Annotated in this window: 23 protein-coding genes, 1 tRNA gene and 1 pseudogene; 12 read left to right on the forward strand and 13 right to left on the reverse strand. The window is 63.4% G+C overall.

The window, feature by feature from the left end:
* The coding region (locus D579_RS14250; protein ID WP_038050378.1) for a helix-turn-helix domain-containing protein at positions 1–201 on the reverse strand (201 nt) is incomplete at its 3' end.
* A 67-nt stretch (positions 202–268) separates the two neighbouring features.
* Complete coding sequence (locus D579_RS0109755) at positions 269–2,470, reverse strand: TRIC cation channel family protein (protein WP_018951881.1); 2,202 nt, start codon at positions 2,468–2,470, stop codon at positions 269–271.
* A 178-nt stretch (positions 2,471–2,648) separates the two neighbouring features.
* Here D579_RS0109755 and D579_RS0109760 point away from each other — a divergent pair, with 178 nt between their 5' ends.
* Together D579_RS0109760 and D579_RS0109765 are read left to right on the forward strand one after the other, a co-directional pair.
* Positions 2,649–3,602: an ABC transporter substrate-binding protein gene (locus tag D579_RS0109760; RefSeq protein WP_018951882.1), complete on the forward strand. Its 954-nt coding sequence runs from the start codon at positions 2,649–2,651 to the stop codon at positions 3,600–3,602.
* Positions 3,586–5,547: a SpoIIE family protein phosphatase gene (locus D579_RS0109765; RefSeq protein WP_018951883.1), complete on the forward strand. Its 1,962-nt coding sequence runs from the start codon at positions 3,586–3,588 to the stop codon at positions 5,545–5,547. Before D579_RS0109760 ends, D579_RS0109765 begins: the two co-directional genes overlap by 17 nt.
* A 29-nt stretch (positions 5,548–5,576) precedes the next feature.
* On the opposite strand, the gene D579_RS0109770 is transcribed toward D579_RS0109765, so the two are convergent.
* Together D579_RS0109770 and D579_RS0109775 are read right to left on the reverse strand one after the other, a co-directional pair.
* The gene (locus D579_RS0109770) at positions 5,577–5,918 is read right to left on the reverse strand and encodes an STAS domain-containing protein (protein WP_018951884.1); all 342 of its coding nucleotides are present in this window, start codon (positions 5,916–5,918) and stop codon (positions 5,577–5,579) included.
* Positions 5,919–5,950: 32 nt separating this feature from the next.
* On the reverse strand, positions 5,951–6,358 hold the full coding sequence (locus D579_RS0109775; RefSeq protein WP_019562610.1) for an ATP-binding protein: 408 nt from the start codon (positions 6,356–6,358) through the stop codon (positions 5,951–5,953).
* Between the two features lie 368 nt (positions 6,359–6,726).
* Here D579_RS0109775 and D579_RS15470 point away from each other — a divergent pair.
* The 7 genes and pseudogenes from D579_RS15470 to D579_RS0109800 all read left to right on the forward strand — a co-directional run.
* A pseudogene (locus tag D579_RS15470) lies at positions 6,727–6,854 on the forward strand (IS5/IS1182 family transposase); the annotation flags it as partial.
* Between the two features lie 279 nt (positions 6,855–7,133).
* The gene (locus tag D579_RS0109780; RefSeq protein ID WP_018951886.1) at positions 7,134–7,460 is read left to right on the forward strand and encodes a hypothetical protein; all 327 of its coding nucleotides are present in this window, start codon (positions 7,134–7,136) and stop codon (positions 7,458–7,460) included.
* A gap of 144 nt (positions 7,461–7,604) precedes the next feature.
* Complete coding sequence (locus tag D579_RS15095) at positions 7,605–7,886, forward strand: hypothetical protein (protein WP_155985608.1); 282 nt, start codon at positions 7,605–7,607, stop codon at positions 7,884–7,886.
* A 93-nt stretch (positions 7,887–7,979) separates the two neighbouring features.
* Positions 7,980–9,473: a TolC family protein gene (locus D579_RS0109785; RefSeq protein WP_231376854.1), complete on the forward strand. Its 1,494-nt coding sequence runs from the start codon at positions 7,980–7,982 to the stop codon at positions 9,471–9,473.
* The gene (locus D579_RS0109790; RefSeq protein WP_018951888.1) at positions 9,470–11,236 is read left to right on the forward strand and encodes a PAS domain S-box protein; all 1,767 of its coding nucleotides are present in this window, start codon (positions 9,470–9,472) and stop codon (positions 11,234–11,236) included. The genes D579_RS0109785 and D579_RS0109790 overlap by 4 nt, the downstream gene beginning before the upstream one ends.
* On the forward strand, positions 11,236–11,934 hold the full coding sequence (locus D579_RS0109795) for an ABC transporter ATP-binding protein (protein WP_018951889.1): 699 nt from the start codon (positions 11,236–11,238) through the stop codon (positions 11,932–11,934). Before D579_RS0109790 ends, D579_RS0109795 begins: the two co-directional genes overlap by 1 nt.
* An 8-nt stretch (positions 11,935–11,942) precedes the next feature.
* The gene (locus D579_RS0109800; protein WP_018951890.1) at positions 11,943–13,127 is read left to right on the forward strand and encodes an ABC transporter permease; all 1,185 of its coding nucleotides are present in this window, start codon (positions 11,943–11,945) and stop codon (positions 13,125–13,127) included.
* Here D579_RS0109800 and lnt read toward each other — a convergent pair.
* The 7 genes from lnt to D579_RS0109835 form a co-directional block, all read right to left on the reverse strand.
* Positions 13,105–14,649, reverse strand: coding sequence for an apolipoprotein N-acyltransferase (lnt, locus tag D579_RS0109805; RefSeq protein ID WP_026289499.1), 1,545 nt, complete (start codon positions 14,647–14,649; stop codon positions 13,105–13,107). The genes D579_RS0109800 and lnt overlap by 23 nt on opposite strands.
* An 82-nt stretch (positions 14,650–14,731) precedes the next feature.
* A complete protein-coding gene (locus D579_RS0109810; protein ID WP_024325725.1) occupies positions 14,732–15,130 on the reverse strand; it encodes a hypothetical protein in 399 nt (132 codons plus the stop codon).
* Between the two features lie 49 nt (positions 15,131–15,179).
* Positions 15,180–15,581: a hypothetical protein gene (locus D579_RS0109815; protein WP_026289500.1), complete on the reverse strand. Its 402-nt coding sequence runs from the start codon at positions 15,579–15,581 to the stop codon at positions 15,180–15,182.
* A 161-nt stretch (positions 15,582–15,742) separates the two neighbouring features.
* A complete protein-coding gene (locus D579_RS0109820) occupies positions 15,743–17,314 on the reverse strand; it encodes a TolC family protein (RefSeq protein WP_018951894.1) in 1,572 nt (523 codons plus the stop codon).
* Between the two features lie 681 nt (positions 17,315–17,995).
* A tRNA-Arg gene (locus D579_RS0109825) sits at positions 17,996–18,072 on the reverse strand.
* 262 nt (positions 18,073–18,334) lie between these two features.
* Positions 18,335–18,886 carry a hypothetical protein gene (locus D579_RS0109830; protein ID WP_018951895.1) on the reverse strand — a complete coding sequence of 184 codons (552 nt, stop codon included), beginning with the start codon at positions 18,884–18,886 and terminating at the stop codon, positions 18,335–18,337.
* 521 nt (positions 18,887–19,407) lie between these two features.
* Positions 19,408–19,962, reverse strand: coding sequence for an outer membrane beta-barrel protein (locus D579_RS0109835; protein ID WP_026289501.1), 555 nt, complete (start codon positions 19,960–19,962; stop codon positions 19,408–19,410).
* A gap of 386 nt (positions 19,963–20,348) precedes the next feature.
* Here D579_RS0109835 and D579_RS15345 point away from each other — a divergent pair, with 386 nt between their 5' ends.
* Entirely contained in the window at positions 20,349–20,561 is a 213-nt protein-coding gene (locus tag D579_RS15345; protein WP_026289502.1) for a CsbD family protein, read from the forward strand.
* Between the two features lie 226 nt (positions 20,562–20,787).
* Here D579_RS15345 and D579_RS0109845 read toward each other — a convergent pair whose 3' ends face one another.
* Together D579_RS0109845 and D579_RS0109850 are read right to left on the reverse strand one after the other, a co-directional pair.
* Positions 20,788–21,288, reverse strand: coding sequence for a PRC-barrel domain-containing protein (locus D579_RS0109845; protein WP_018951898.1), 501 nt, complete (start codon positions 21,286–21,288; stop codon positions 20,788–20,790).
* A 271-nt stretch (positions 21,289–21,559) separates the two neighbouring features.
* Positions 21,560–22,267: an MBL fold metallo-hydrolase gene (locus D579_RS0109850; RefSeq protein WP_018951899.1), complete on the reverse strand. Its 708-nt coding sequence runs from the start codon at positions 22,265–22,267 to the stop codon at positions 21,560–21,562.
* Positions 22,268–22,339: 72 nt separating this feature from the next.
* On the opposite strand from D579_RS0109850, the gene D579_RS0109855 reads away from it, so the two are divergent.
* Positions 22,340–22,960 (forward strand): methyltransferase domain-containing protein, encoded by a 621-nt coding sequence (locus D579_RS0109855; RefSeq protein ID WP_018951900.1) that lies wholly within the window; start codon positions 22,340–22,342, stop codon positions 22,958–22,960.
* 182 nt (positions 22,961–23,142) lie between these two features.
* On the forward strand, positions 23,143–23,664 hold the full coding sequence (locus D579_RS0109860; RefSeq protein ID WP_018951901.1) for a DUF302 domain-containing protein: 522 nt from the start codon (positions 23,143–23,145) through the stop codon (positions 23,662–23,664).
* The last annotated feature ends 9 nt before the right edge of the window (positions 23,665–23,673 follow it).

Genomic DNA, 23,673 nt, shown 5'->3' on the forward strand with positions numbered 1-23,673 from the left:
CCATTTGGAAACCGTTTGCATCGACACCTTGTGCCGGGTCGCGATTTCACGCCCGGGAAGGCCTTCGGAACTGTCCAGGATCAGCTCCGCGCGTTGCTTCTCGGCCGCTGGCGTTTTGCGGCGCCGTACCCACTGCTGCAGCTCGGCACGCTCAGAATCCGACAGGTCCAGCTTGATCGGTTTGCGACCACGTTGAGCCATTACGCCCCCTCTCAAACGGAGATCAACCCATGGCCTATATTATATAATGAACTATTGTTAAAGGACACTAGTGGGCCCCGGTCTGCATCATCATCTGCCGTTGGCGGCGGTCGCTGACGGCGGCCACGCCGCCTGGTGACAGACGCTGGTCCACGTAGTCGGCGAGCATCCACATCATCCGTTCGACCCGGTGGGTGCGTTGTAGCACCTGGTCCAGGGCGCCGCCGGGCGCTGGATCGGCCTTGAGATACCGGGCTCGGAGGTCGTCGAAGCGTGCCCGTTGGTTGCGCGAGAGTTCCTGCAACCATTCGAAGTCTTCCCGTTCGCCGCTTTCCACCGCCATGCTGACGGTGTCCAGCAGGCTGCGCAGGCCCTCGGATACTCGGGTCTCCAGTTCGCCGGCCTCTTCCGCATCCGGTAGAGCGTCGGCGATCGGCATACGCAGGTGGTCATAGAGTTGCTGCTCCAGCGCGCGCAGTGTCTCGAACCGGGCGCGTAGGTTTTGATAGCGCATGACCGTGGACTCGAACAGCGGTTCTCCGGCCAGAGCGGTGAATTCTGTCTGCCAGGGCTCCAGGGCATAGCCGAAGTCCTTGTGCAGGGATTCCAGGCGTCTCGGGTCGACACCGCGGGCACGGCCGGTCTCGCTTTCTTCCAGGTAGGTCGACAGGCGCTGCCACAGGGCAGGTTCCGCCGCTTCCAGGGCATCCAGACGACGTTCCGGCAGGGTATGCGGGTCGCCCATCTGTAATGGGTTTACCCAGCCTGACCACAACACCAGAAGCCGCGCCACGAACAGGCTCACGATGACGCCGTTGGTGACCATCAGGATGTAGAACATCGAGAGTTCCACGGGCGGCCAGAGGAGCAGGAGCGAGTAAGCAATGCCGCCGACGATCGCGATCTCGGCGAAGGAGTCGCGCTTGAGCATGTCGATGTTGAAGTCCGAGCGAACCACGTCGCGCATGATCACGCCGAAGGATGCCGTGACCACGGCCATCACCGGGCCCCAGAGCCATAGCGGGCTGGCGTGGGCTTCTACGGCCACGCCCACGCCGATCACGGTGAACGCGGCCACCGCCCAGGCATCCAGGCCGTGCTGCACATTGCCGACCATGCGCCCGCCGAGGCCCGCGCGCTGACGCGCCAACAGTCGCTGTGCGGGGGCGAGATGCACGAGCCAGTGGTCATGCAGCTTGTAGAGCGCGAAGCCGCCCAGCACCACCGCCAGTGGCAGTAACAGGAATTCGGGCGTTTCGAAGATGAATATCGGATCGCGTCCCAGCAGCAGGTCACGAAGCACACCGCCGCCGATGGCTGGAAGCGTGGCCAGTATCAGGGCGCCGAACAGGTTGTAGCGCTCGCGGCGCGCCAGCATCACGCCGGAGGCGGAGAAGGCGAGGATGCCCATCAGTGTCAGTACGTTGAACCAGCCTTCGCTGGTGGTCATGGCCAGAAACGCGGGTAGCAGGTGTTCTACTTCGAGGTTGGCGATCCGGCGGCTGTCCCCCAGAGCCTGCAGCTCGGCATCGAAGGCCTCGACGAATTCGCGTGGAACGGTCGCGCGGCTGAACATGACCCGTACGCCTACCGAGCCGAGATCGAGGCGGGCGCGGCGGACCTCGTTGGTCTGTCCGCTTTGTGCCAGGAACAGGTCGAGGATCACCGGGTCGGCGATAAACCCGTCGATACGGCCCTCCACCAGGGCGGCTACGTTCGCCGCATCGCTGTCAGTCTCCAGGATTTGGGCTGCATCGCCTGGGTCCCGAACGAGGCGCGCGACCTCGGGATCGGCGAAGGCGTAACCCCGTGTGATGCCCAGGCGAAACGCGCCGGCTTCCACCGCCTCCAGGAACTCGTCGCGGTTGGTCAGGCGGATGTCGCCGTCATCGCGCAGGTAGAGTGCGTTGCGTTCCTCGCGATAGGGCCGCGAGTAGTGGACGTAACTCAGGCGCGCGGGTTCATAGTACGTCCCGACGACCAGATCGAGAGTGCCTTGCTTCAGCCCCGCCAGTTGGTCGGACCAAGGCATGGGGCCATAGCGTACGGTGTGGTCCGTGGCCTCGGCCGCCTCGCGGGCGACACGCAGATCCAGCCCCGTCGCGGCTCCGGATACGCCATCCGGATCGGCATATTGGTACGGCGGCCGCTCAAACCAGCCGGAACGCAGCGTCTCCGGTGGGCCCTCCGTTGCGACCGGAAGCGGCGCGGCGAGGGGGTCGATCGGGTCGGCAGCGCCCACGGGAACCGTTACCAGTCCGGCCACCATCAACAACAAAACTACGAACAGATCCTGCAGCCGTCCCCGGATGCGCGAGGCCGTCCTGACCGGTATGCTGTCCGTCGTTTTCATCCATCCTCCCGGTGGTCTTCAGCCGATGCCGAGTTCGTCCATGCGACTTCCATCACCGGGTCTTCCCTGGAACCCAACCCGGTGGGTCGGCCGGTTGCTGGCCCTGAGTCTGGTCCTGGCGGCGGGTTCGGCATTCGCGGAACCCTTGCGTGTACAGCCGCACTGGGTCCCGCAGTCGCAGTTTGCCGGTTTTTATGTCGCCGCCGACCAGGGCTGGTACCGCGATGCCGGCCTGGACGTGGACATCCTTCCGCACGGCCCGGACTATCCGGCATCCGAGGCGCTGGCTCGCGGCGAGGCCGATATCGCCTTGTTGTATCTGGTGCAGGCGCTGGAGCTTCGCGACGCCGGTGTGGAGGTCGTCAACGTAGCACAACTGTTGCACGACTCGTCGCTGGTGATCGTGTCCTTTGCTGATCGCGACATCCTCGCGCCCGAGGATCTCGATGGGCGCCGTGTGGCCCGCTGGCAGAGCTTTCGCATGCAACCCGAAGCGCTGTTTCGCGCCTACGGCGTGGAGCCGGAGATTATCGATCAGGGATCGGGTGTAACGGCCCTTCGCTCGGGTGCGGTCGATGCGGCCATGGCCACTCGGTTCAACGAAATGGTGGAGCTCTATCTTTCGGGATTCGAGCCGGAGGAGCTTTCCACGATCGGGCTGGAGGAACACGGCACTGGCCTGGCCGAGGACGGGATTTACGTTCTCGAATCCACGCTCGAGGAGCGCCCCGAAGCCGTGAAGGCCTTCGTGGCTGCATCGCTACGCGGTTGGCAGCACGCCTTCGAGCATCCGGAGCACGCGGTGGATGCGGTTATGGAGCGGGTCCAGCAGCACGGTGAGCCCACGAACCGCGCCCACCAGAGCTTAATGCTCAAGGTGCTTCGCTCGCTTTACTTCGACTCGGACGGCCGCCTGCCGGCCCCGGTACTCGACCCCAATGACTATCTAATGGCCCACAACCTGATGAATAACCTGGTCAGCCTCGAGCGTGAACCTGTCGACTACGACACCTTCCACCGCCCGGTGATTGATGCACGCCCCGAGTAAGAGCCTGGCGGTACGTCTGGCGCTGGTCACCGTGGTGACGGTGGCGACCATCTTCTTCACGACGTCGGGGCTGCTGTACTACATGGTCCGCGACATCATGCTGGACCATGCGGAGCACCAGGCCCGCGAGCTGTCCCGCGCCACGGCCGGGCGCATCGAGGCCTCACTCAACGAAGTCGCGGGCTCGGGGCGGACCCTGGCCGCCTCGTTGACTCAGGGCGGGCATGACCCCGAGGCCATGCGGCCTCTATTGGAGTCGATTACGACCAATACGGCGGCCGCCCAGGGTGCCGCCATCACCTGGGAACCTGAAGCGGCAATCCCCGGACAGCGATACCACGGGCCCTTCGTTTATGAGGGACCCGATGGGGAACTGGAGTACATAAACCTCGGCGGGGACGACTTCGACTATTTCACCCGCGACTGGTATCAGATCCCCGCGCTCACCGGCGAAGCATTCTGGGCGGATCCGTTTGCATCGGCGGCCGATCCCGATCGCCTGATCACCACCTTCTCCACGCCCTTTTCGATGGCCAATGGCGTGGCGGACGGCACGGAGGAACTCGGTGGGATCGTGACCCTCGACGTCGAGTTGCGACGTCTGACCGAGACCGTCGATGCGGTTGAGGTGCTGGACAGTGGCTTCGGCTTTTTATTGAGCGGGCAGACGCGCTTTATCTCCTGGCCGAACAGCGACTGGATTATGCGCGAGAGCCTGTTCAGTCTGGCCCAGACGCTGGATGAACCGGAACTGCGCGAACTCGGGCGCGTGCTGCAGCGTCAGGAGGAGGGGTTCAGCCGGTTGCCGAGGGCGCTGCTGGACGAACCTGCGCGGCTCTACCACGTCCGCCTTCCGGATCCTGACTGGGTGGTGGGGGTGGTCATCCCGGAGCGGGAACTGTTCGGCGATGTGCTGCGGGTGATGCACCTGGTGCTGATCATCGGAAGCGTCGGGTTCCTGATTCTTCTGGGGGCCATTATCGCGATCTCCCGGGGTATCACGCGCCCCCTGAAGGGGCTGGTTACCAGTGCCGGCGAGATCGCCCGGGGCAATCTCGATCAGCCTATGCCCCCCATTCGCTCTCAGGACGAGATCGGTGATTTGGCTCGATCCTTCAATGATATGCGCCTGTCCCTGAAGGACTACATCAACGACCTGACCGCAACCACAGCGGCCAAGGAGCGGATCGAGTCCGAACTGAAGATCGCCCGCAACATTCAGATGAGCTTTCTGCCGCGGCGGCTGGAGCTCTCTCGGATGCAGGCGGATGTCGATCTGCATGCGGATCTGCTCCCGGCACGCCAGGTTGGGGGCGATCTCTATGACTTCTTTACGATGCAGGGCGACCGCCGCTTGTTCTTTGCCGTAGGTGACGTCTCCGATAAGGGCGTCCCGGCCGCACTGTTCATGGCCGTCACCAAGACCCTGGTCAAGGGCATTGCGGAACAGGAGCCCGATCCCGGGCGCATCCTCGAACGGGTCAACAACGAGCTGTGCCTGAACAACGACAGCGGGATGTTCGTGACCTATCTGTGCGGGATTCTCGACCTGGACAGCGGGGAGCTGGTGATGGCGAATGCGGGCCACAACCCGCCGTTGATCCGGCGGGTGGATGGCACCGCAGAGTGGTTAAAGCTGGCACCTGGACTGGTGCTTGGGGCGATGGAAGATATGCCGTACGCGACGCAGCATCTGCATCTGGCGCCGGGCGAAGAGCTGCTGCTGTACACCGACGGCGTGACCGAGGCGGCGAATCCAGCGCAGGACCTGTTCGGCGAGGACCGCCTGATCCGCCTGTACGGCGAGCTCAAGGGCCGAGCGGTTGGGGAACAGACTGCGGCCGTCATGAAGGCGGTAGAGGAGTTTGCCGGCGAGGCCGATCAGGCGGATGACGTCACCGTGCTGGCACTGCACTTTGTCGGGCCGGCGGGCGGACGCACCTGAGGCCCGGACACTGTAATCAGTACCGGGCTTCAGGCCTCGCCGCGGGCGCGTGCCACGGCCACCGCCCGATCATCGCAGACGTCCAGGATCGACAGGAAGCCGCTGATCTCGAAGACCTCCCGGATCGGCTCATGAATCTCGCACAGCACCAGCTGACCATTCAGCTGCCGAACCTTCTTCGCCGCCATGAGCATGACCCGCAGCCCGGCACTGGAGATGTATTCCAGGTCGGCAAACCGGATCACCAGGGTGGGCGAATCGTCCAGAAGGGCGAGCAGTTCCGCCTCGAAAGCCGGCGACGTATTACTGTCCAGGCGCCCCTCGGGGCTCACCACGCATACGCCGTCCACCGTCTCTTTATTCAATTCCATTACGTAATCGGGCCTTGTTGTTCAGTTCGTTGTCACTTGCGCTTGAGACGTCGCAGTCGAAGGCGATTCACTCCGTCGGCACTGTCGTATTGAATCTCGTCCATCAGCGTTCGGATGAAATACAGCCCCAGGCCTCCGATCGCGCGGTCCTCGACGCCTCCCTCCAGGGAGACCTTCGGTGCGTCCTCTAGCGGATGAAAGGAGTGGCCATCATCGGTCACCACGACCGTCAGGCCTTCGGTGTCCGCCTCGAGTTCCACACCAATCCGGTGCTCGCCGCCGTCATCGAAGGCGTAGGACACGAGATTGGTAATCCATTCATCGAGCGCGAGATTCACGGTGTTGGCTTCCATGCCGGCGCGCTCGCAGAACGCCTCGACTTCACCAGCGAGTCGAGGGATCTCCGTCAGTTCGTTACCAATATCGAGACTGCACCGCACGCCGTCACTGGCCTCCGCTTGCTCGCATTTGTACCCAAAAGATCGCCGGAGCCCGCGTAGCCTTCTCGGACGCGGCGCTTACCTTTACAGGCGCAGGGTATAACACTCGGGTCGCCGACACATGCGCATGGGCCGGTCGGGTGAAATCCGAACTCTGTGATGATGCCAACCTCTCCCACGCGCTACCGCGATATGCTTCGTTTCCGCTGTTCCGAACGGACCCCTGATCTCGCCTGCTGGCAGTTCTCCGTGTTGCGAGGGCCTCCTCCGTCTCGCCGATGCTCGGCACCCCGGGCGCTGACAGGTTTCAAGCGGAACGTATGGCGCGCCCGCCTTCCCAAGATGTGCTCTTAAGAGCACCGAAGCCCGCAGGACCGGAAATCGCCCCTGTAACCGCCAAAAACGGCGGTTACAGGGGGTAAAACACGCCGCTGTGGCCCCAATGTCCTTCCCAAAATGCGTCGGTGGGGAATGGAGCCGGATGCGGGCCCATTGATCAGTGTTTCCTTGGAGGTCAGGCTCGCGCCTGATCCTCCGTCTCGGTGCGGGTGCTCGCCGGAAGCGTGAGTTTTCCGTTAGTCGCATTGGGGCGAAATCTGAACTGCATCACGGTTTGTGTTCTGATACCGCTCGAAAGGCGCCTGGTTGGACACGGGCGATCATGAAATCGGGGCGGTCGTTGCGCGGTTCCGATCGACACGAGAGGTGATGGATGGGACGGTTGACACGATGGGCGTTGGTGGCTGCGGTTGGGTTAGCCACGATGTCGGCGGGGATGGCCACAGCCGACCAGGTTTCCGAGCTGCGACTCGAGAACCGCTCCAGTGAGGCACTGCAGGGGACCATTACGGTCCTGCACGGATCGGCGGATTATGAACAACGGCAGTTCAGCCTTGCCCCGGGTGCAAGCGAAGAGTTCGTCTGGGATGGCTGGTATGGGAACTACGCGTACGAACTGGACGGAGGGCGACTCAATTCGGTGCTGATGTCATTGCCTGGATATGCCTCCTACTACTCCAGTGAAGTCGAGATCACCTGGTACGACGATCAGGGCGAGCTGAGCCATCGGGTCGAGTGCTCCAACTCTTGCCGGTGGCCATGATCGAGGCCGTTTCGCGGCTGTAGTACGCGTGCAGGCAAACGTCTGCACGATCGAATGATACGAATGTGTGGCCGGTGAAATCCTCGCCGATTCAAGAAGAAAGGCGAGCGGCCGTCTGTTGGGTTCGACAACTAGGAGAAAAAGATGAAAAAGCGTTTGGCTACGATGATGCTGTTGGGTGGGGTGATGTTCGGCGCGACCGCGAGCGCTTCTACGATTTGTGTGTGCGTGGGTATAGGGAGTACCGGAGGTGGTTGTGGAAGCAACGCAATCGGGGCGAACTTCGGGCAGTATTTTGCCAATGTGAGCAACTCGGATCTGGAGTCGTACGTGCGCAAGCAGCATGCCGACCGGCTCAGCAGTGGTGCCAGCAGTAGTGAATATTCGTCCCAAACCGGTTGGCTGTGCACCCGGGAACGACGTTAGGTCTCGGATCTAAACGAACCGCACGTGTTAGGTGACACGCGAGGCTGGCCAGCATGCTGGGTCACAGGTGTGCTGGCCAGCTTGGCGTTTGCAGTGTCCGCATGGGTTGTGATGCCCACGGCCGCTGCTTCTGCAAGTAATTTCAATGTCCACGAATACGAGCCTACCCCGCTGTCGGGCAGCGAGGTGGAATTGGGTCTGGCCGATGCCATTGCCCTGGCCCTGCGGCGGAATACCCAGCTGCAAAGCGCGTACCTCGATCGCGTCGTCGATCAGTTGAATCTGGCGGTGGCCGAGGCGCAATTTCGGCCCCGGGGTACGATCGTGTTGGGTGCACAGCAGAACCGGGCGCCCGGGGATGATGCCGAGACGCAGCGGTCGAGCACCCTCTCGCCGTCTCTGGATACCGAACTTCCGACGGGTGGCCGAATCGGTTTCAGCTGGAATCTTGACCAGGACCATGGCCTGGATGAGCCCGCCATCCAAACCTCGCGCAGCTCCCAACTTTCGCTGGACCTGAATCAGCCGTTGCTGCGTGGCGGCGGCCTGGCGGTGGGTCGGGCACCCCTCGAGATTGCCCGCTTGCAGGAAACCGCGAGTGCCCTGGGGCTGGAAGAGACGGTGGTCGGGACCATCGATAGTGTGATTGCGGCGTATCGCGCGCTGTTGCAGGGGCAGCAGCGCCTGGAGATCGCGAAGGGTTCCCTGGAGCGCACCGTTGAACAGCTGGAACGCAATCGTGCGCTGGTGGAGCGAGGGCGCATGGCATCCAACGAACTGGTGCAGACCGAGTCGCGTCTGGCCAATCAGCGCTTCAGTGTCAGCCAGGCCGAAGACGGCGTGGATCAGTCTCGGCTGGAGCTCCTGCGCCTGCTCAACCTGGGGCGTGACACGCGTCTTCGGCTGCGAGACACAGTCGAGCTGGAGGCGCTTGAGAGCCTTCGCGTTCGATCTCCCTCGCTGGAAGCAGCAACATCGATTGCGCGTGACAACCGTCCGGATTATTTGCGCCTGCGGATCGCGCGCGAGATCGAATCGATCGGGCAGATGCTGGCCGAGAATGAACACCTCTGGAGACTCGATCTGAACGCCTCGCTGGATGCCGGGGCGACCGGGCGAAGCGCTCGGCAGGCCACCGGTTCGACGCTGGACGAACGTCCGGGATATGCATTGGGGCTGGAGCTGGAGATCCCGATCCTGGATCCGGAGCGGCCGGTTCGACTGCTTGAATCCCGCATTCGCCTGCGGCAATCGGAAATCCAGTTCTCCGAACGAGAAGTCGAGCTGGAGCTGGAGGTGGAACGTTCCCTGAATGATCTGAACAGTCGCTGGCAACAGTTGGGCTTGGCGCAGCGCTCGCTGGAATTGGCGCGCGAAAGCCTGGAGATCGAGCGTGAGCGGCTGGCGGTGGGCCGGACGACGTCGTTCCAGGTCAATGCAACCGAACAAAACCTCCAGCAGGCCGAGCAGAGCTTGTTGGACGCCGTGATTGCGTATCTGAATGCGCAGACTGCGCTGGACCGGGCGCTGGGGACCACGCTGGATAGCTGGGGGCTGTCGCTCCCTGAAGCGGGAGTGATGCCATGAGCGACAGTCAAGTTGTGTTGAGTCAGCAGATCCTGGATTCGATGGCGGATGGGGTGCTGGTCGTCGACGCCTCTGGCGCGATCACGACCTTGAATCCCGCCGGGGCGGCGATTCTCGGTTTGCGGGCCGATGAGGCAGAAGGACGCAGCCTGGCCGAGGTGTTTATCGGAGAAGAGGGCTACGCAGCCTTTGTCGATGCATTGTTCGAGGCGGTCTATTCCGGTGTGATGCAGCCCGACCAGATGGTGTCCATCAGCGTGGGCGGGCACGTGCGTTCGCTGAAGTTGACCACCTCCTATCTGGCGCCCCGGCAAGCCGGGGGCGAACGCGCCGTGCTGGCGGTGTTTACGGATGTGACCGACCTAGAGCAGGCACGCCAGGCCGAGCAGAGCCTTTCCGATGAGCTGCGCGGCAAACACAAGGAACTGCAGGACGCCTTCCTGGAAATCGAGGCGAACAGCGAGGCCTTGCAGCAGGCGTACCGCCGTTCCGGCCGCATGCGGCTGATGATGACGGCCGCCGTTGTGGCCGTATTTGCGGGTGCTGGGTACTGGGCGATCCCGAACGCCGCGTTGCCCGAATTTGGTGCCAGCGATGCCCAGGTCGTCGATGCCACTCAGCCCGGAGCGTTCGAGGTGCAATCGCGCGCGGTGGAAACCACCACGAGCTTTTCCGGGCGGTTTCGTCCGGGCGATGTCATTACGCTGGTCAGTCCTTTCGAGTCCACCGTGGTGGCCCGCCACGTTGAGTATGGCGAGCGGGTGGATGAGGGTGATCTTCTGCTGGAACTCGATTCGACCGAGATCGATATCCGCTATCGGCGTGCACGCAGCGACCTGGCGGATGCCGAGGCGGAGCTTGAGGACCTGGAGGACTGGGAGCAGGGCCGCGAGATGGCCAGTTCACGCCGCAGTCTGAGGCAGGCCGAACGCAATTTGAGTAACGATCAGCGCGAACTCGATGATGTCGAGCATCTATTCGAACGTGGCATCGTTCCCGAGCGCGAGTTGCGGGCGGCCCGGGAGCGAGTGGAAGAATCCCGAGTGCGGGTCGAGGCCGCGCGAGAAGACCTTGCGGAGACCTCGCGTCAGGGCGGTGAACGGGCGATTGCGCGGGCTCGCGTCGAGGTTGAGAACGCGCGCGCGGAGTATGAGCAGGTACAACGCCAGCGTGAGGGGGCCCGCGTATACGCCCCGGTCGATGGCGTCGTTCTGGCGCCCCTCGGCGAGGACCGGGATGACGGCGAGCGGGTAGAGGCTGGGGGGCGTGTGTCCAGTGGTGCCGCCTTGCTGGCGGTGGGCGACCTGTCTTCCCTGGAGATCGAAGGCACCGTTGATGAGCTGGATATCCATGACGTCCAGGCGGGCCAGTCGGCCCGGGTGAACGTGGTGCGAGGCGCGGGTGACCCGATGCCGGCCCGGGTGTCCTACGTGTCTTCGCAAGCGCAGGAGGGGAGCGGACGAGGTCTGCCATCGTTCCGTCTGATCGTGCGTATTGATGACCTCGACGCCCAGGACCTGGAACGGATTCGGGTGGGGATGTCCGCCTCCGTGGATGTGATCACGCAGCAGGATCCGGATGCGGTGGTCGTGCCCCATGCCTATCTGGGCGGGAGCGGGTCGGAGCGTTGGGTCCTGCGGCAGACATCCAACGGCTCCGAGCAGGTCGCCGTGGAACTCGGCCGGTCCCGATACGATGGGGTCCAGGTGCAGAGCGGCCTGGAACCCGGGGACCGGCTGTTGCCACCCGGGGGTGAAGGTTGATGTCCGCGGCGCAACCGCTGGTTAGCCTGCAAGACGTCCATCGCTCCTATCGAGTCGGACCTACCGATGTGCACGTCCTGCGCGGAGTTCAACTCGAGATCCACCGGGGTGAGCTGGCCTCGCTGATGGGGGCTTCCGGCTCCGGCAAGTCCACGCTGATGAACATCATCGGGATGCTTGAACGCCCGTCTTCGGGTGATTTCTTTTTCGAGGGTCAGGACGTGCTGCAACTCGCGCCCGATGCCCTGGCGCATTACCGCAATCAGCAAATCGGTTTCGTATTCCAGACCTTTCACTTGCTGCCGCGACTGACGGCCCTGGATAACGTGGGGCTGCCGCTGCTGTATCAGGACGTGAGCAAGCGGGAGATGCGTCGCCGTGCGCGCGAGATCCTGGGTCGAGTCGGCATGGGTGACCGGGTCGATCATCGACCCAACGAGCTCTCCGGCGGCCAGCGCCAGCGGGTCGCGATTGCGCGTGCACTGGTGGGTAACCCTTCCGTGGTGTTGGCGGATGAGCCCACCGGCGCGCTGGATTCGAGTGTGGGCCGCGAGATCATGGATCTGTTCCACGAGCTCAACGGCGAAGGCGTGACCGTGGTGATCATCACCCACGACCCGGCCATCGCACGGGAGTGTCCCCGGCAACTGGTCATCCGGGACGGTGTGGTCGCCGGCCCGGAGCAGGTGCCGGCATGAGGTTGCGGATGCTCCTGGGCGAGGCGAGCCGCAATATTGTGGCGACCAAGCAGCGCTCCCTGCTGGCGCTACTGGGGATCGTGATCGGCACCGCCTCGGTCATCGCGATGCTGAATGTCGGGTCTATCATGCACAACGCGGTGCTGGAGCAGTTTCGCGCGATGGGGACCAATGTCATCAATATCCGACAGCGCTACGCCACGGATGAGGACGACCCCGCGCGTAACCAGCTGGACCTTGCGCTGGCTCGGGCGTTGGGGCCGGCCCTGCCGCAATTGATTCAAGTCGCGCCATTTGATGGGGCGAGTTCGCAACTGCGAGCGGGCGCGGAGACCCAGAATGTCCGGCTGACGGGGGCGACCGAGGCATTACAGGGGCTCTTGCGGGTACGCCTGGCCGCCGGGCGCTGGGTCTCCGAGCTGGATGGGGTGGAGCTCCAGGGTGTGGTCGGTTCCGAGGTGGCATCCAGCTATGCCGCGCAAACCAACCAGCCACTGGAAGTGGGTGGCCGAGTGGGGCTGGGCGGCTACACCATGACGGTGGCCGGAATCCTGGAGCCGTATCCACGAGGCGGCGGGGTGAGTCCGATCTCCCCGAACCGGACGATCTTTCTACCGATCGAAGCCTTGCAGCGTTTCGATGCCGATGACGAGCTGGAAGGCATCCTGGCGCGTGTGCATCCACAGGCGGACCATCAGGAACTGGCGCGAACCATCGAGACCTGGGTGGAGGCGCGCGCCCCGGGGTTGCCCGTGGAGGTGAATAGCGCCGAACAGTTGCTGGCCAACATGGAGCAGCAAAGCCGCATGTTCACGATCATGCTGGGCGCGATCGGCAGTATTGCGCTCATCGTGGGGGGCGTAGGGATCATGAACATCATGCTGGTATCGGTCACCGAGCGACGCAAGGAGATCGGCATTCGGCTTGCCATCGGGGCCCGCAATGCCGACATCCGTCGCCAATTCCTGGCCGAGGCGGTCATGCTGTGTCTGCTGGGCGGTGTCATTGGGGCCGCGTTGGGAACCGGGGTGGCCATCGCCTTTGCCCATTTCACTGGCAACGCGTTCGTGGCGGCACCCATGGCAGTACTGCTGGGCGTTTCCGTCTCCACGCTGACGGGGATTGCCTTCGGGTATTACCCCGCCCTGCAGGCCTCGCGGCTGGATCCGATCATCGCACTGCGTAGCGAGTAGAGCGTCCCAGCCGGCGCCAGCCACGATGGAGGCTGGCCAGCAGGACCAGCACGGCCAGGCCCTGAAGGAAGCGGTCGCCATGGCGTTGGTAGAAAGGGCGCTCGGCCACGGTGTGGACCACGATGCTTTGGGTCGTGCTACGCCACTGAGGCGTCTCGCTACCTGGCACCACTCGGCCAGCCGCGTCGAAGACAGCGCCGCCTCCGGTGTTGTGCAGCATGACCAACGGACTGCGGTTCTCCAGGCTGCGTGCGCGCGCGATGGCCCGGTGCGCATCAGCAGCGCGCGGCGAACCGAACCAGGCGTGATTGCTGATGTTCACGATGATCCCCACTTGCCCCGACAGGTTCTCGCGCACGAGGTTGGCGAACAGACTCTCGAAACAGATCGTCGGGGCCAGGTGCACCCCGTCGGGCCCGGTCAGGGACTGTTGTTCCGCTTGTCCCGGGCTGAAGCGTGAGGCATGTGGCAGGCGCGCGCGTAGCCAGGGTAGTTGCGCTTCGAACGGCAGGTATTCGCCGAATGGCACGAGCTTGCGTTTGCGGTAGGTCCCGGACAGGCCGGCCCCGGGCTCGAACAGTAGCGCGACGTTGTGAGTGCCATGGCCCGGGTCATTCCGGTGCTCGGTCCCGTTGACCAGGATGGGTACCCCGATCTCGTCGGCCAGGGCGGCAAGGGCGCGATGCCCCCAGGATTGCGGAGCCGCCTGAAGTGTCATGGCCGCCTCGGGCCAGATCACCAGATCCAAATCCGGGTCGGTCTTGTGCAAGTCTCGAGTCTGCGCAATGGCGGTATCGATGTCGTTGTGTCGATCGGCCATCGGCATGTCGTCGCGCCGCACATGTACCGGGATATTGGGCTGTACCAGACCCAACCGGGTGCTGTGTTCCGGAACTGCCCGTTCCAGTGCATCCAGGCGCAGGCTCCCGTAGGCCAGCAGGGTCACCACCAGCAAGCCGAGGAGTACTGGCGCTACTGGGGTGAGCGTGTGGCGACTCACCGCGATCAGCATGCCGGCGGCGAGAAAGCCGATCGAGGTCGAGAAAAAGAGCAGCAGGGGCATGCCGCCGACATCGACGACTTGTGCCAGCAGGGGGTGGGCGAGCAGGGCGTAGGCAAAATGTCCGGGAACGACCTGCGGCGAGAAGGACAGGGCCACCGTCAGCAGTCCCGCTGCGAGCAGGGCCTCAGCGGGACGTTCCAGGCGCAGCGCAAGTGTGGCGACTGCACCGGAGAACAGCGCGTAGGGTACTGCGTGCAGGACCGCCAGCCCCAGCACCATCAGGCTGCCAAGGGTCCATGGGAAGCCGAGCCAAGCTTCGGTGCCGGATACGACCCATCCGAGCGATGGCAGCCAGTAGCCCAGGCCCGCCAGAAGGCCGGCCGCAGCGGATGCGCCGATGGTCAGGCCCTGCAAGGCGAGCCCCAGAAGGGCAATGGATACCAGGACGCAGGCCCCGGGCAGGGGGCCGGGGCCCTCCGGGAAACTCAGATGAAAGAGAGCCGCGGAACCTGCCAGCAGGCCCGCACGCGCGAGTGCGGACAGGGCGGGCCGCTGGATCACCGGTGCCGCAACGGTGGGCGTGCCGGAGCTGCTTGGCGGATTAGCGTATGCCGAGGCGGTTCGGACAGCCGCCGCCGCTGTAGTTGATCTCGGTGATCTCGACCTGACCGGAGACTACGTGAACCTCCGAACGGTGGCTGAAATCCAGCCGCTTGCTCTCGCCTTCGCGCCACTGTTCCCGGTCGCGGGCTTCGAGTGTGTGACTTTCGGTGTGCAAGTCCATTGCGTATCCCTGCAGGGTGCTGTCGGCAAGCCCGCGGAATCCGATGCACCCGGTGGCGAAGATTTGCGTGGCGAAGAGCTGTACGCTGTCGCCGCTGCGCAGGACGTCCCCTTCATCGGCGGAGCTGCCCCCACTTGAGGCTACCGCAGAGGAGAGGGTCACCGAGGCGAGCGAAAGCACGACCGCAGTGGTGAGCAGGCGAGAAACTGGATTCATTGCGGATACCGGGTTGGGGTGGGGGTGCTGGTTTGCCCTGCCGTGGCCATCAGCCGACGCGCAGTCCGAGACGATCGGGGCAGCCCCCGCCGCTACGATTGATCTCGGTGATCTCCACGGAGCCAGAGAGCACCATGACTGCCGAGTTACGGAAGTCGAACCGTTTCGTCTCGCCTTCGCGCCAGCGCTCCCGACCGCGTTCCTCGGTCGAATTGCCTCCACGGTAGGACTCGATGATCTGATATCCCTGCACTTCGCTGTCGCTCAGGCCCCGCAGTTCCATGCAGCCGGTGGAGCCGATCAAGGCCTGCATGCGGGTTTGGTCCCCCGCGCGCAGCTCGTCACCTACATTGGCGCTGCTGGTGCTCGAGGCCAGGCTGGATCCCGAGGTGGCAACCAGGGCCGATGTCACGCTCAGCAATAGGGCGCGTCGTATCGGTTGAGGAATCATTTGGACGTGGCCTCCGTGCTTGTTCGCCGTTGAATGCGCGCCAGCCTAGCACGGGCAGTGCCGACACCTTGATATAGCGTTAGTCGAGCGTAAGGTAAGGGGTTTTGGGCGGGAATGAAGCCTCCGTGTATACGCCGGATGACCGGGCCACGATGCGGATCTCAATCGATGTACGCGGAGGTGTCTGTTGTCCTTGATGGGATCGCCAGATCCCAGCGTTCGAGCACGATGCCCATCGCGCGATCCAGGTCGGTCTGGGCGTTCTGGTAGTTGATGGCGGCGTCCAGCAACGACTGCTCCGCCTCCCGGAGCTGGCGCTCCACGCTTTCGACCTCGAACCCAGAGGAACGCCCGACTGCGAGCTTTTCCTGCTCGATAGCCACAGCCTGTTGTGCCAGATCCAGCGCTTGTTCGGCCAGATGGAGTTGATCCCGCCGGCTCTCCAGCGCCCCAAGGGCGCGTTCGACCTCAATGCGGATGGATGTTCGGAGTTCCTGGGTCCGCAGGCGCGCCTGACGCTGCTCCACCCGTGCCGCGCCAAGGCGTTGTTGACGCGTGTGCCGATCTCCCCAGGGGATGCTGAGGCGCAAGCCCAGGGAGTGGCCAGGAGACTCTTCGAAGCCGCGCTCGATGGCACGAGTGGTGGACGGACTATCGCCCCGCAGTTCGACCGAGGCGGTCACATCCAGTTGCCAACGGTTGGCGTCCTCGGCCAGCGTTCGATCGAGAGCGGTCAGCCGTTGCGTGACCAGAGATTGGCGAAATTCCGGACTCCGATCCAGTGCCGTATCCATCGCGCTTTCGAGGGGGGGTGTATCGGCGAGGAGTCCGTCAATGTCGTGGACATCAATCGCGTCCAGTGGCTCGATATCCACCCCGGGTTCCAGCCCAATCAGTCGAATCAGATCGAGCTCGGCCTGATCCCGGCGCTCCTGGGTCTGCGCCTGCTGTAGCTCTTGACGCGCAAGGCTCTCGTGCGCCGGGGCCAGATCCGCCGCCGCCAGCCGACCGCGTTCCACCAGCTCCGTCCGGTTTTCCAGCTCTTGGCGACTTCTATCCAGTGCGAGCTCGGCGAGTTCGACCCGCTGGTTTTCCAGGATCAGGTTGCGGTAAGCCTGAATTACCTGGGCGAGGGTGCTGATGACTTGTGACTCCAGGGCCAGTACGTTCTGTTCCTCGTTCAGGTGCGCCCGTTCCAGCGGCGCCCGGCCAATCTCCAGCCCCCCACCGCGCAATAGCGGTTGCGTGATGTCCAGCGTGACTGCGGAGGCGCTGTCTGGCGCGGTGTCGGGCGCGTCGGATTGGAGTACCCGTTCGATCCGCCAGTTCAGGCCCGCCTGCGCGCCGGTGGGAAGCGCGAGGCTGGCACTTGGGTTGACGCTTGCGGTGCGCGTCCGCACGCCGTTCGCGCCCGCTGTACGTTGCTCGCGAGCCTGAAGCGTCACGGCGCTCCGGGGGTGAAAGGCCTGATTGGCCAGATCCAGATTGGCCCGGTCGACCACCCGGCCCAGGTACGCGCCGCGCAGCGACGGATTGCGGGCAAGCGCGACCTGCAAGGTCTCGCGCAACGTCAGGCGCAGGGGCGCGCTCCCGGCTCGCATGCGCGATTCAATTGCGGAGTCGGCCGCCGCGACCACGCGGTCCGGGTCGCTAGGGTTCCCCAGGTCAGCCGCAGCGGGCGTCACCAGGACCAGGAGGCAGCTGAAGAGGGCAGGATGTTTGAACAAACGCATGGCTGGCGGGAGGGGAGCGCAATCTCGATCAGCGGGTGAGTTTCCGGCGACCGCCCGCAAACCTGCGCGCCATCCCATGCAGGCAGTATCCCAAGCCAACCCTTATGCAGTAAAGCTGAGGCTCGGACGGCCGCAGGGGTGCCGGCATTGACCATCATCGGGAATGGATCCCGATCCTCATCAGGAAACGGCGACACGAGTGGAGCAGATGCCCTCTGCACCTACTTCAATTGCCAGCTGGGTGATCTCTTTGAGCATTCGAAGCCACAAACGAAAAAGGGACCAGCGACTGTAAATGACTGATCCCTCTCTCTGGAATATGGCGCGCCCAGAAGGATAGCGGCGACGCTGCGCGTCTTGCCCTTCCGGGTGTCGGCCTGGGGCCGACACGTACCTCGCTGCGCTCGGGATCGAACCGATCGTTGAACGGAGGTTCGAATCCTTTGTGCCAGTAGAAACGAAAAAGGGCACCCGGATGTGGGTGCCCTTTTTCTGGAATATGGCGCGCCCGGAAGGATAGCGGCGACGCTACGCGTCTTGCCCTTCCGGGTGTCGGCCGTGGGCCGACACGTACCTCGCTACGCTCGGGATCGAACCCGGTTGTTGGACGGAGGTTCGAATCCTTTGTGCTGGTAGAAACGAAAAAAGGCACCCGGATGTGGGTGCCTCTTCTCTGGAATATGGCGCGCCCGGAAGGATTCGAACCTCCGACCACCTGGTTCGTAGCCAGGTACTCTATCCAGCTGAGCTACGGGCGCATCGACTGAAGGCGCGCATTATCGCGATTGGTCCCGAAGGATGCAAGCCGTCGCGGGGTATTCTTTGCGTTCGGCTTGGTCTGCCTGGCTCTCCCAGCCGTGCACGATCGGGCGATAGAGCGTGCTTCGCACTCCGTCGCGTTCACGAATGCGGTCGTGGGCGAAATCCTGCATGCGGCCGACGCCCGCGGAGGCATGGCCGGCGCGGCATTGTTCCGGTGTGGATTTCACGATTCGAGCGTGCGCCCGACCCGGACGCGAATCAGAAGTTGTAGCCAAGTCCGACAGTGTACGAAAAGTCACTATCGAGGAGCGCATTCTCTGCGTCATTCGAGCCACTGAAGAACCATTGGTATTCAATGCGACCGAGGGCGTAGGTATCCTCCAGGATGTAGTACTTCAAGCCCCCATCCAGTCCGGCGAACCCGCTGCTGTTGACCCCGTCGCCGTAGACTGCGCCCAGGCTCCCGCCAGCGAAGGGACGCATCCGGCCGTCTGTGTCTTGAAGGTTGAGATAGCCCCGAGTGGCTCCGCTCCAGAAGTCATTGGTCAGGAAGTCGCCCTCGAGGTCGGCGTAGTGGATGCTCTGGCGGACGCCGAGGACCAAGTGACCACGCAGATACCAGCCTATATCACCCGTGATGCCGAGGTTGGTGTTGTCGAACCTCCGGTCACTGCTGCCACTTCCGGAAAGCGAGAATTCGCGGTCGCCTATGGAGGGCCCAAAGTTGGCGGCTGATCCTTGTTGAGCCTGGACGGAAAGGGTGAACGGTCCAGCCAGGCAGAGCATGACTGCGGCTACCTTTTTCATCATTACCTGCCTCCTGAAACGTTACCCGCCGCGTTGGCATGGCGCAGAGCACTTTGGAGTGCGACCGCGACCGGGAGGGCCCGCTTTGCATCCGAAACGGCAGATTGCGGTCGCAACCGAGAGGGCATCTGTACGTTGCCGCACATTCGCCCCCGGGCGCGTTGGGTTTCAGGTAACGGGAGACAGAAAAAATACGAGAGATCAACGGCGTAACGATGATTTCGATACGTCATATGAGGTGTTGAAAAGGATCTTCAGCGAGACGCTGATTGAAGCGCGTTTGCGTGTTCTCGCGGTGTCGCCCATGTCGTCCGAGACAAGGGCGCTGTGCATTGGGTAGTGAACGAAAGGCGCCTGATCGGGGACGCACAAAAGTCTCTGTCAACCTGCTCTTCGAGCAGTGATGAAGCGACTTTGCGGCCCGATTGGATGGTGGCGGGGGGCGGCTGCCCCCTGATCGTGGTGTGCCTCGGGGCAGGGCAGCAGGCGTTCTTTCGAATGGCCCCTACCCCGGGCAAGAAGGCTCAGAAGTTGTAGCCGAGGCCTACGGTGTAGGCGAACGCACCATCGCGGAAGGCATCTTCTGCATCGCTGGAGCGGCTGAAGAACCACTGGTATTCGACGCGGCCCAGGACGTAGGTGTTCTCCAGGACGTAATACTTCAGGCCGCCTTCCAGGCCGGCGAACGCACTGTCCTTGACGCCGTCGCCGTAGATGAAGCCCAGGCTGCCCCCACCAAAGGGACGCAGACGGCCGTCCGTCGTCTGGAAGTTGAGGTAGCCGCGCGTGGCGCCATTCCAGAAGTCATTGGTTATGTTTTCGCCCTCGATGTCGGCGTAGTTGATGCTCTGGCGGACCCCGAGGATCAAATGATCGCGGAGATACCAGCCCATATCGCCCGAGACGCCAAAGTTGGTGCTGTCGAACTTGCGGTCACTGCTGCCGCTTCCGGAAAGCGAGAACTCGCGGTCGCCCATGGAGGGCCCGAAGTTTGCCGTTGATCCGGCTTGCTGGGCCTGGACGGCGAGGGGGAGTGTTCCGGCCAGACAGAGCGTGAGCGCGATTAGCTTCTTGGTCATTACGTTTCTCCTGATTGGTCCCCATCCGGGGCGGGATGGGGTGGTTGTCTCGGTGGGTTCTGGGCGTCCCCGGGAGGCTCCGGGTCGATACTTGGGGTCAGATTACGTTTCCAGCGATGGGGTATCTGTACGTTGGCGCACACAGATAGCCGGTCGCGCTGTGTCCTGGTTCGCGAAAATCAACAGACCCCTCGATTCCCCGGAACCGTGGGTCCAAGTAGTGCTTTTCAGGAAGGGAAGAAGCCTCGATGGGAAGAACGAGGATGGACGCTGCGCGTGAAGTTCGGGCGGGTTTGTGCGATCCCGCACAGACGGGCACGGGTGGGCTCCGCAGGGTTCTGGATCGGGCGGCAATCAGGCCGGCCAGCCATTCGGAGGAGTGCGAGATGAACTGGAATATCGCGAAAGATCACTGGAAGCAGTTCAAGGGCAAGGTCAAGGCGCGTTGGGACAGGCTGACCGACGATGAACTGGAAACCGTGGCGGGGGAACGCGACGAGTTGGTGGGCTGTATCCAGGAGCGGTATGGCGTGAGCCGGGCCGCGGCCGAAGGGCAGCTCGTAGAGTTCGAGAGGAAGGTGAGTCGGGTACACCACTGAACCGCCAGCCGTGGGTGGGGGCTGGCCCGCCTGGGCTCGTTTTCAGGGTTTGGTGGTTGGCGTTTGGACCTTGCTGGCCGGGAACTGACTATGTAGTTGGGGGGCGCACTGTGTTTGCGTAGGCGCGGAGCGTCATGTCACCCGGGCGCGAGATGACCACTGTCTCCGTAGCGAGTCGGTGGCCCCGAGGGGTGAGGACCCCCTCGAGGCAAGGATGACCAACGCGTTAGTCGCGTTCGTATTCCGGCATTTCCTGCAGCGTGTCTTCATTCATGTCGATGTAAAGCTTGACCTCTCCGTCTTCGGACGTGCGCTCGATACGGTCCCAGGCGATTGCCACGTCCTTTCCGCCGAGGCCGAGAACGCCGCTGCCCGTGCCGATCACGACCGCGACGATACGGCCGTCCCGATCGACGACCAGATCATGGACCTCCCCGATCTCGTCGTGGCTTTCGCGGCTATGGATCTTCTGGTCCATCAGATCCGAGACGTGCAGCCCCTGGTCCGGCATGCGCTGGATATGGGGGGCATCGTCGCGGGCACCCGCACGTGATTGTCCCATGGCGTCGCGGTCGTGGCCTTCGGCGCCGCGTTCTTCCATCATCTCGTGGTCGTCCGAGTCCTTCTCGTGTTCGCCGGCCATCGCGCCGGTCATGACGCCGCCCAGGCCAAAGACGAAGATGGGGACCGTGGCCGCCGCGAGTTTGAGTGAGGCAAGTGTTTTCATGGTGTCGCTCCTTTGATGGTCCGGCATTCAATCCGGAAGTCGATGGCGCGTGCATCGCGCAGGCACTTCGACCCGGCGATGCGAACGCACCAACGATGTTGCGGAGCGCTGTCACCCACGTCTGTACGTTGCGGCACACACCTGGTTCGTAGCCAGGAAGTCTATCCAGCTGCGCTCGCATCGACTGGATGCACGGCGGATCGTGATGAGCCCCAAGGCAGCAAGCCATCGCGGTGAGTGTGCTGTGGTTCTCTGACCCCGTCCGCCGTCCTTATCCCCTCGGGACGGGGTGATAGGGCGTACTGCGTACTCGGTCGTGTTCATGCATGCGGTAATCGACGAAGGCGTCCTTGTCGTCAAAGTGCAGGAAGGGGTTGCCCGCATCCTCCTCCGCCAGTGTGGATTCCGCCTTTTCCGCGTAGTTGTGGCCCGGGTGGATGCAGGTATGGGCCGGAAGCCCCTCGCGCAGGCCGTTGAGGGTGTGAAACATCTGTTCCGGATCGCCGCCGGCCAGGTCGCAACGGCCGCAGCCGAAGACGAACAGGGTGTCGCCGGTGATCAGGTCGTCGCCCGCCGGCATGTGGAAGCAGGCGGAGCCGGGGGTGTGGCCGGGGGTATGCAGGAAGCGGATCTCGGTGTCGCCCAGACGCATCTCGTCGCCACCGTGGTGCAGTTCCGGACGTTCCAGTTCCTTGCCCCAGAACTCGGCCTCGGGCTTGAGCAGGTGCAGTCGTGCATTTGGATACTGTTCGAGGATTGCCTCGACCCCGTTGATGTGGTCGTGGTGGCTGTGCGTCAGCAGGATGTCGGAGATGTCGACTTCGTTTTCGCGGGCCTGACGGATGATCGCCTCCGGATCCCAGGCTGGATCGACCACCGCACCACGATGGCTGGCGCGATCCTCGATCAGATAGACGAAGTTCTCCATCGGGCCGAGTTCCTGGCGGTGGATGCGATAGGGCAGTTGGGTACGGTCCATCGAGGTCTCCGGGAGTTATTCGTGGTTTGGTAGGGTCTATCCGTTTCCTATCCTGTGCCGAGAAGGGGAGTGATGCCAATTTCCGAAGGTTCGCCAGTTGATTCCGAAGTTCTGGATGCCGAGACCGACTGGGAGGCGCGCTATCAGGCGGGTTCGACCCGTTGGGATCGCGGTGCGCCCAGCCCTTCGCTGGAGCGTTGGTTGGAGGTTACCGCGCTGGGACCCGGTTCGCGGATTGTGGTGCCCGGTTGCGGTTTTGGGCACGAGGTGCCGGCTTTGGCCTCGCGGGGTTTCCGTGTGATCGGGCTGGATGTGGCGCCAACGCCGGTAGAGCACTTGCGCCGCGAACTGGCGGAGGCCGGGCTGGAGGCGGAGGTGGTGCAGGCGGACATGATCGCCTGGCAACCAGAGGTGCCCGTGGACGGCATCTACGAGCAGACGTCTCTTTGTGCCCTGCCGCCCGAGCAGTGGTCGGCCTACGAGGCGAAGCTGCATGGCTGGCTGCGTGAAGGCGGTGAACTGTTTGCGTGTTTCATGCAGACCGGTCGCGAGGGCGGGCCGCCCTACCATTGCGCAGTGCCAACGATGCGTCAGCTGTTTTCTGCCGATCGTTGGGATTGGCAGGACGAGGTGGGCCGTACCGACCATACCAATGGCAAGCACGAACAGCTGTATCGCTTGATCCGGCGTTGAGGCGTTGCTGTGGATCGTGTCGGGCGGGCCTGTGCGGGGCCCGTGCGGCGATCGGGAATCTCCCGCGTCCAGGCGTGGTAGATGCGGTGAAGTGCATGCGCATGATCTAGATTCGCACTAGGGAGGGCCGCAAGGGCTTTCGGCCGGCGGGCTCTCCCGTCCACCCGAACCAGGAGTGCGCGATGAAAGTCTGGATGCTCGTGTTGTCGTTATTGCTGCTTCCGCTTCCGCTGGCCGCGTCCGAATCGACGGAGGGGGACGAGGCGCTGGATCCTGAAACGTTGCAACAGATGGTTCGGCAGAGTGCCGAGGTTTTCAAGATCGAAGATGGTGTCAGCATCGACGAGGCCATCGAGTCGATGAAATTGCGGGCCAATCTGCGCAATTTCCAGGAGGTCGCCGATTTGCCGCTGTCGGATCAGGTGCAGGCAATGGGCGGCGAGGGCAATTACATGCGTATTCTCGCCTTCTGTGATGCCCTGATCGCCAACCAGATGGTGAAGCACGACATCATCTTTGCGAGCTTTCTTCCCTGTCGTATCGCAGTGGTAGAGGATGACGAGGGGCAGGGCTGGATCGTCACCACCAACATGGACATGATGCTGCATGCGACGGATCTCCCCGAGGATCTCGAGGTCGTGGCGCGCGAGGTGCGCGACACGATCTACAGCATCGTCGAGGCGGGGCGCACCGGAGATTTCTGAACGTCCAAA

This window comes from Thioalkalivibrio sp. AKL12, from assembly GCF_000377925.1.
GTDB lineage: Bacteria > Pseudomonadota > Gammaproteobacteria > Ectothiorhodospirales > Ectothiorhodospiraceae > Thioalkalivibrio > Thioalkalivibrio versutus.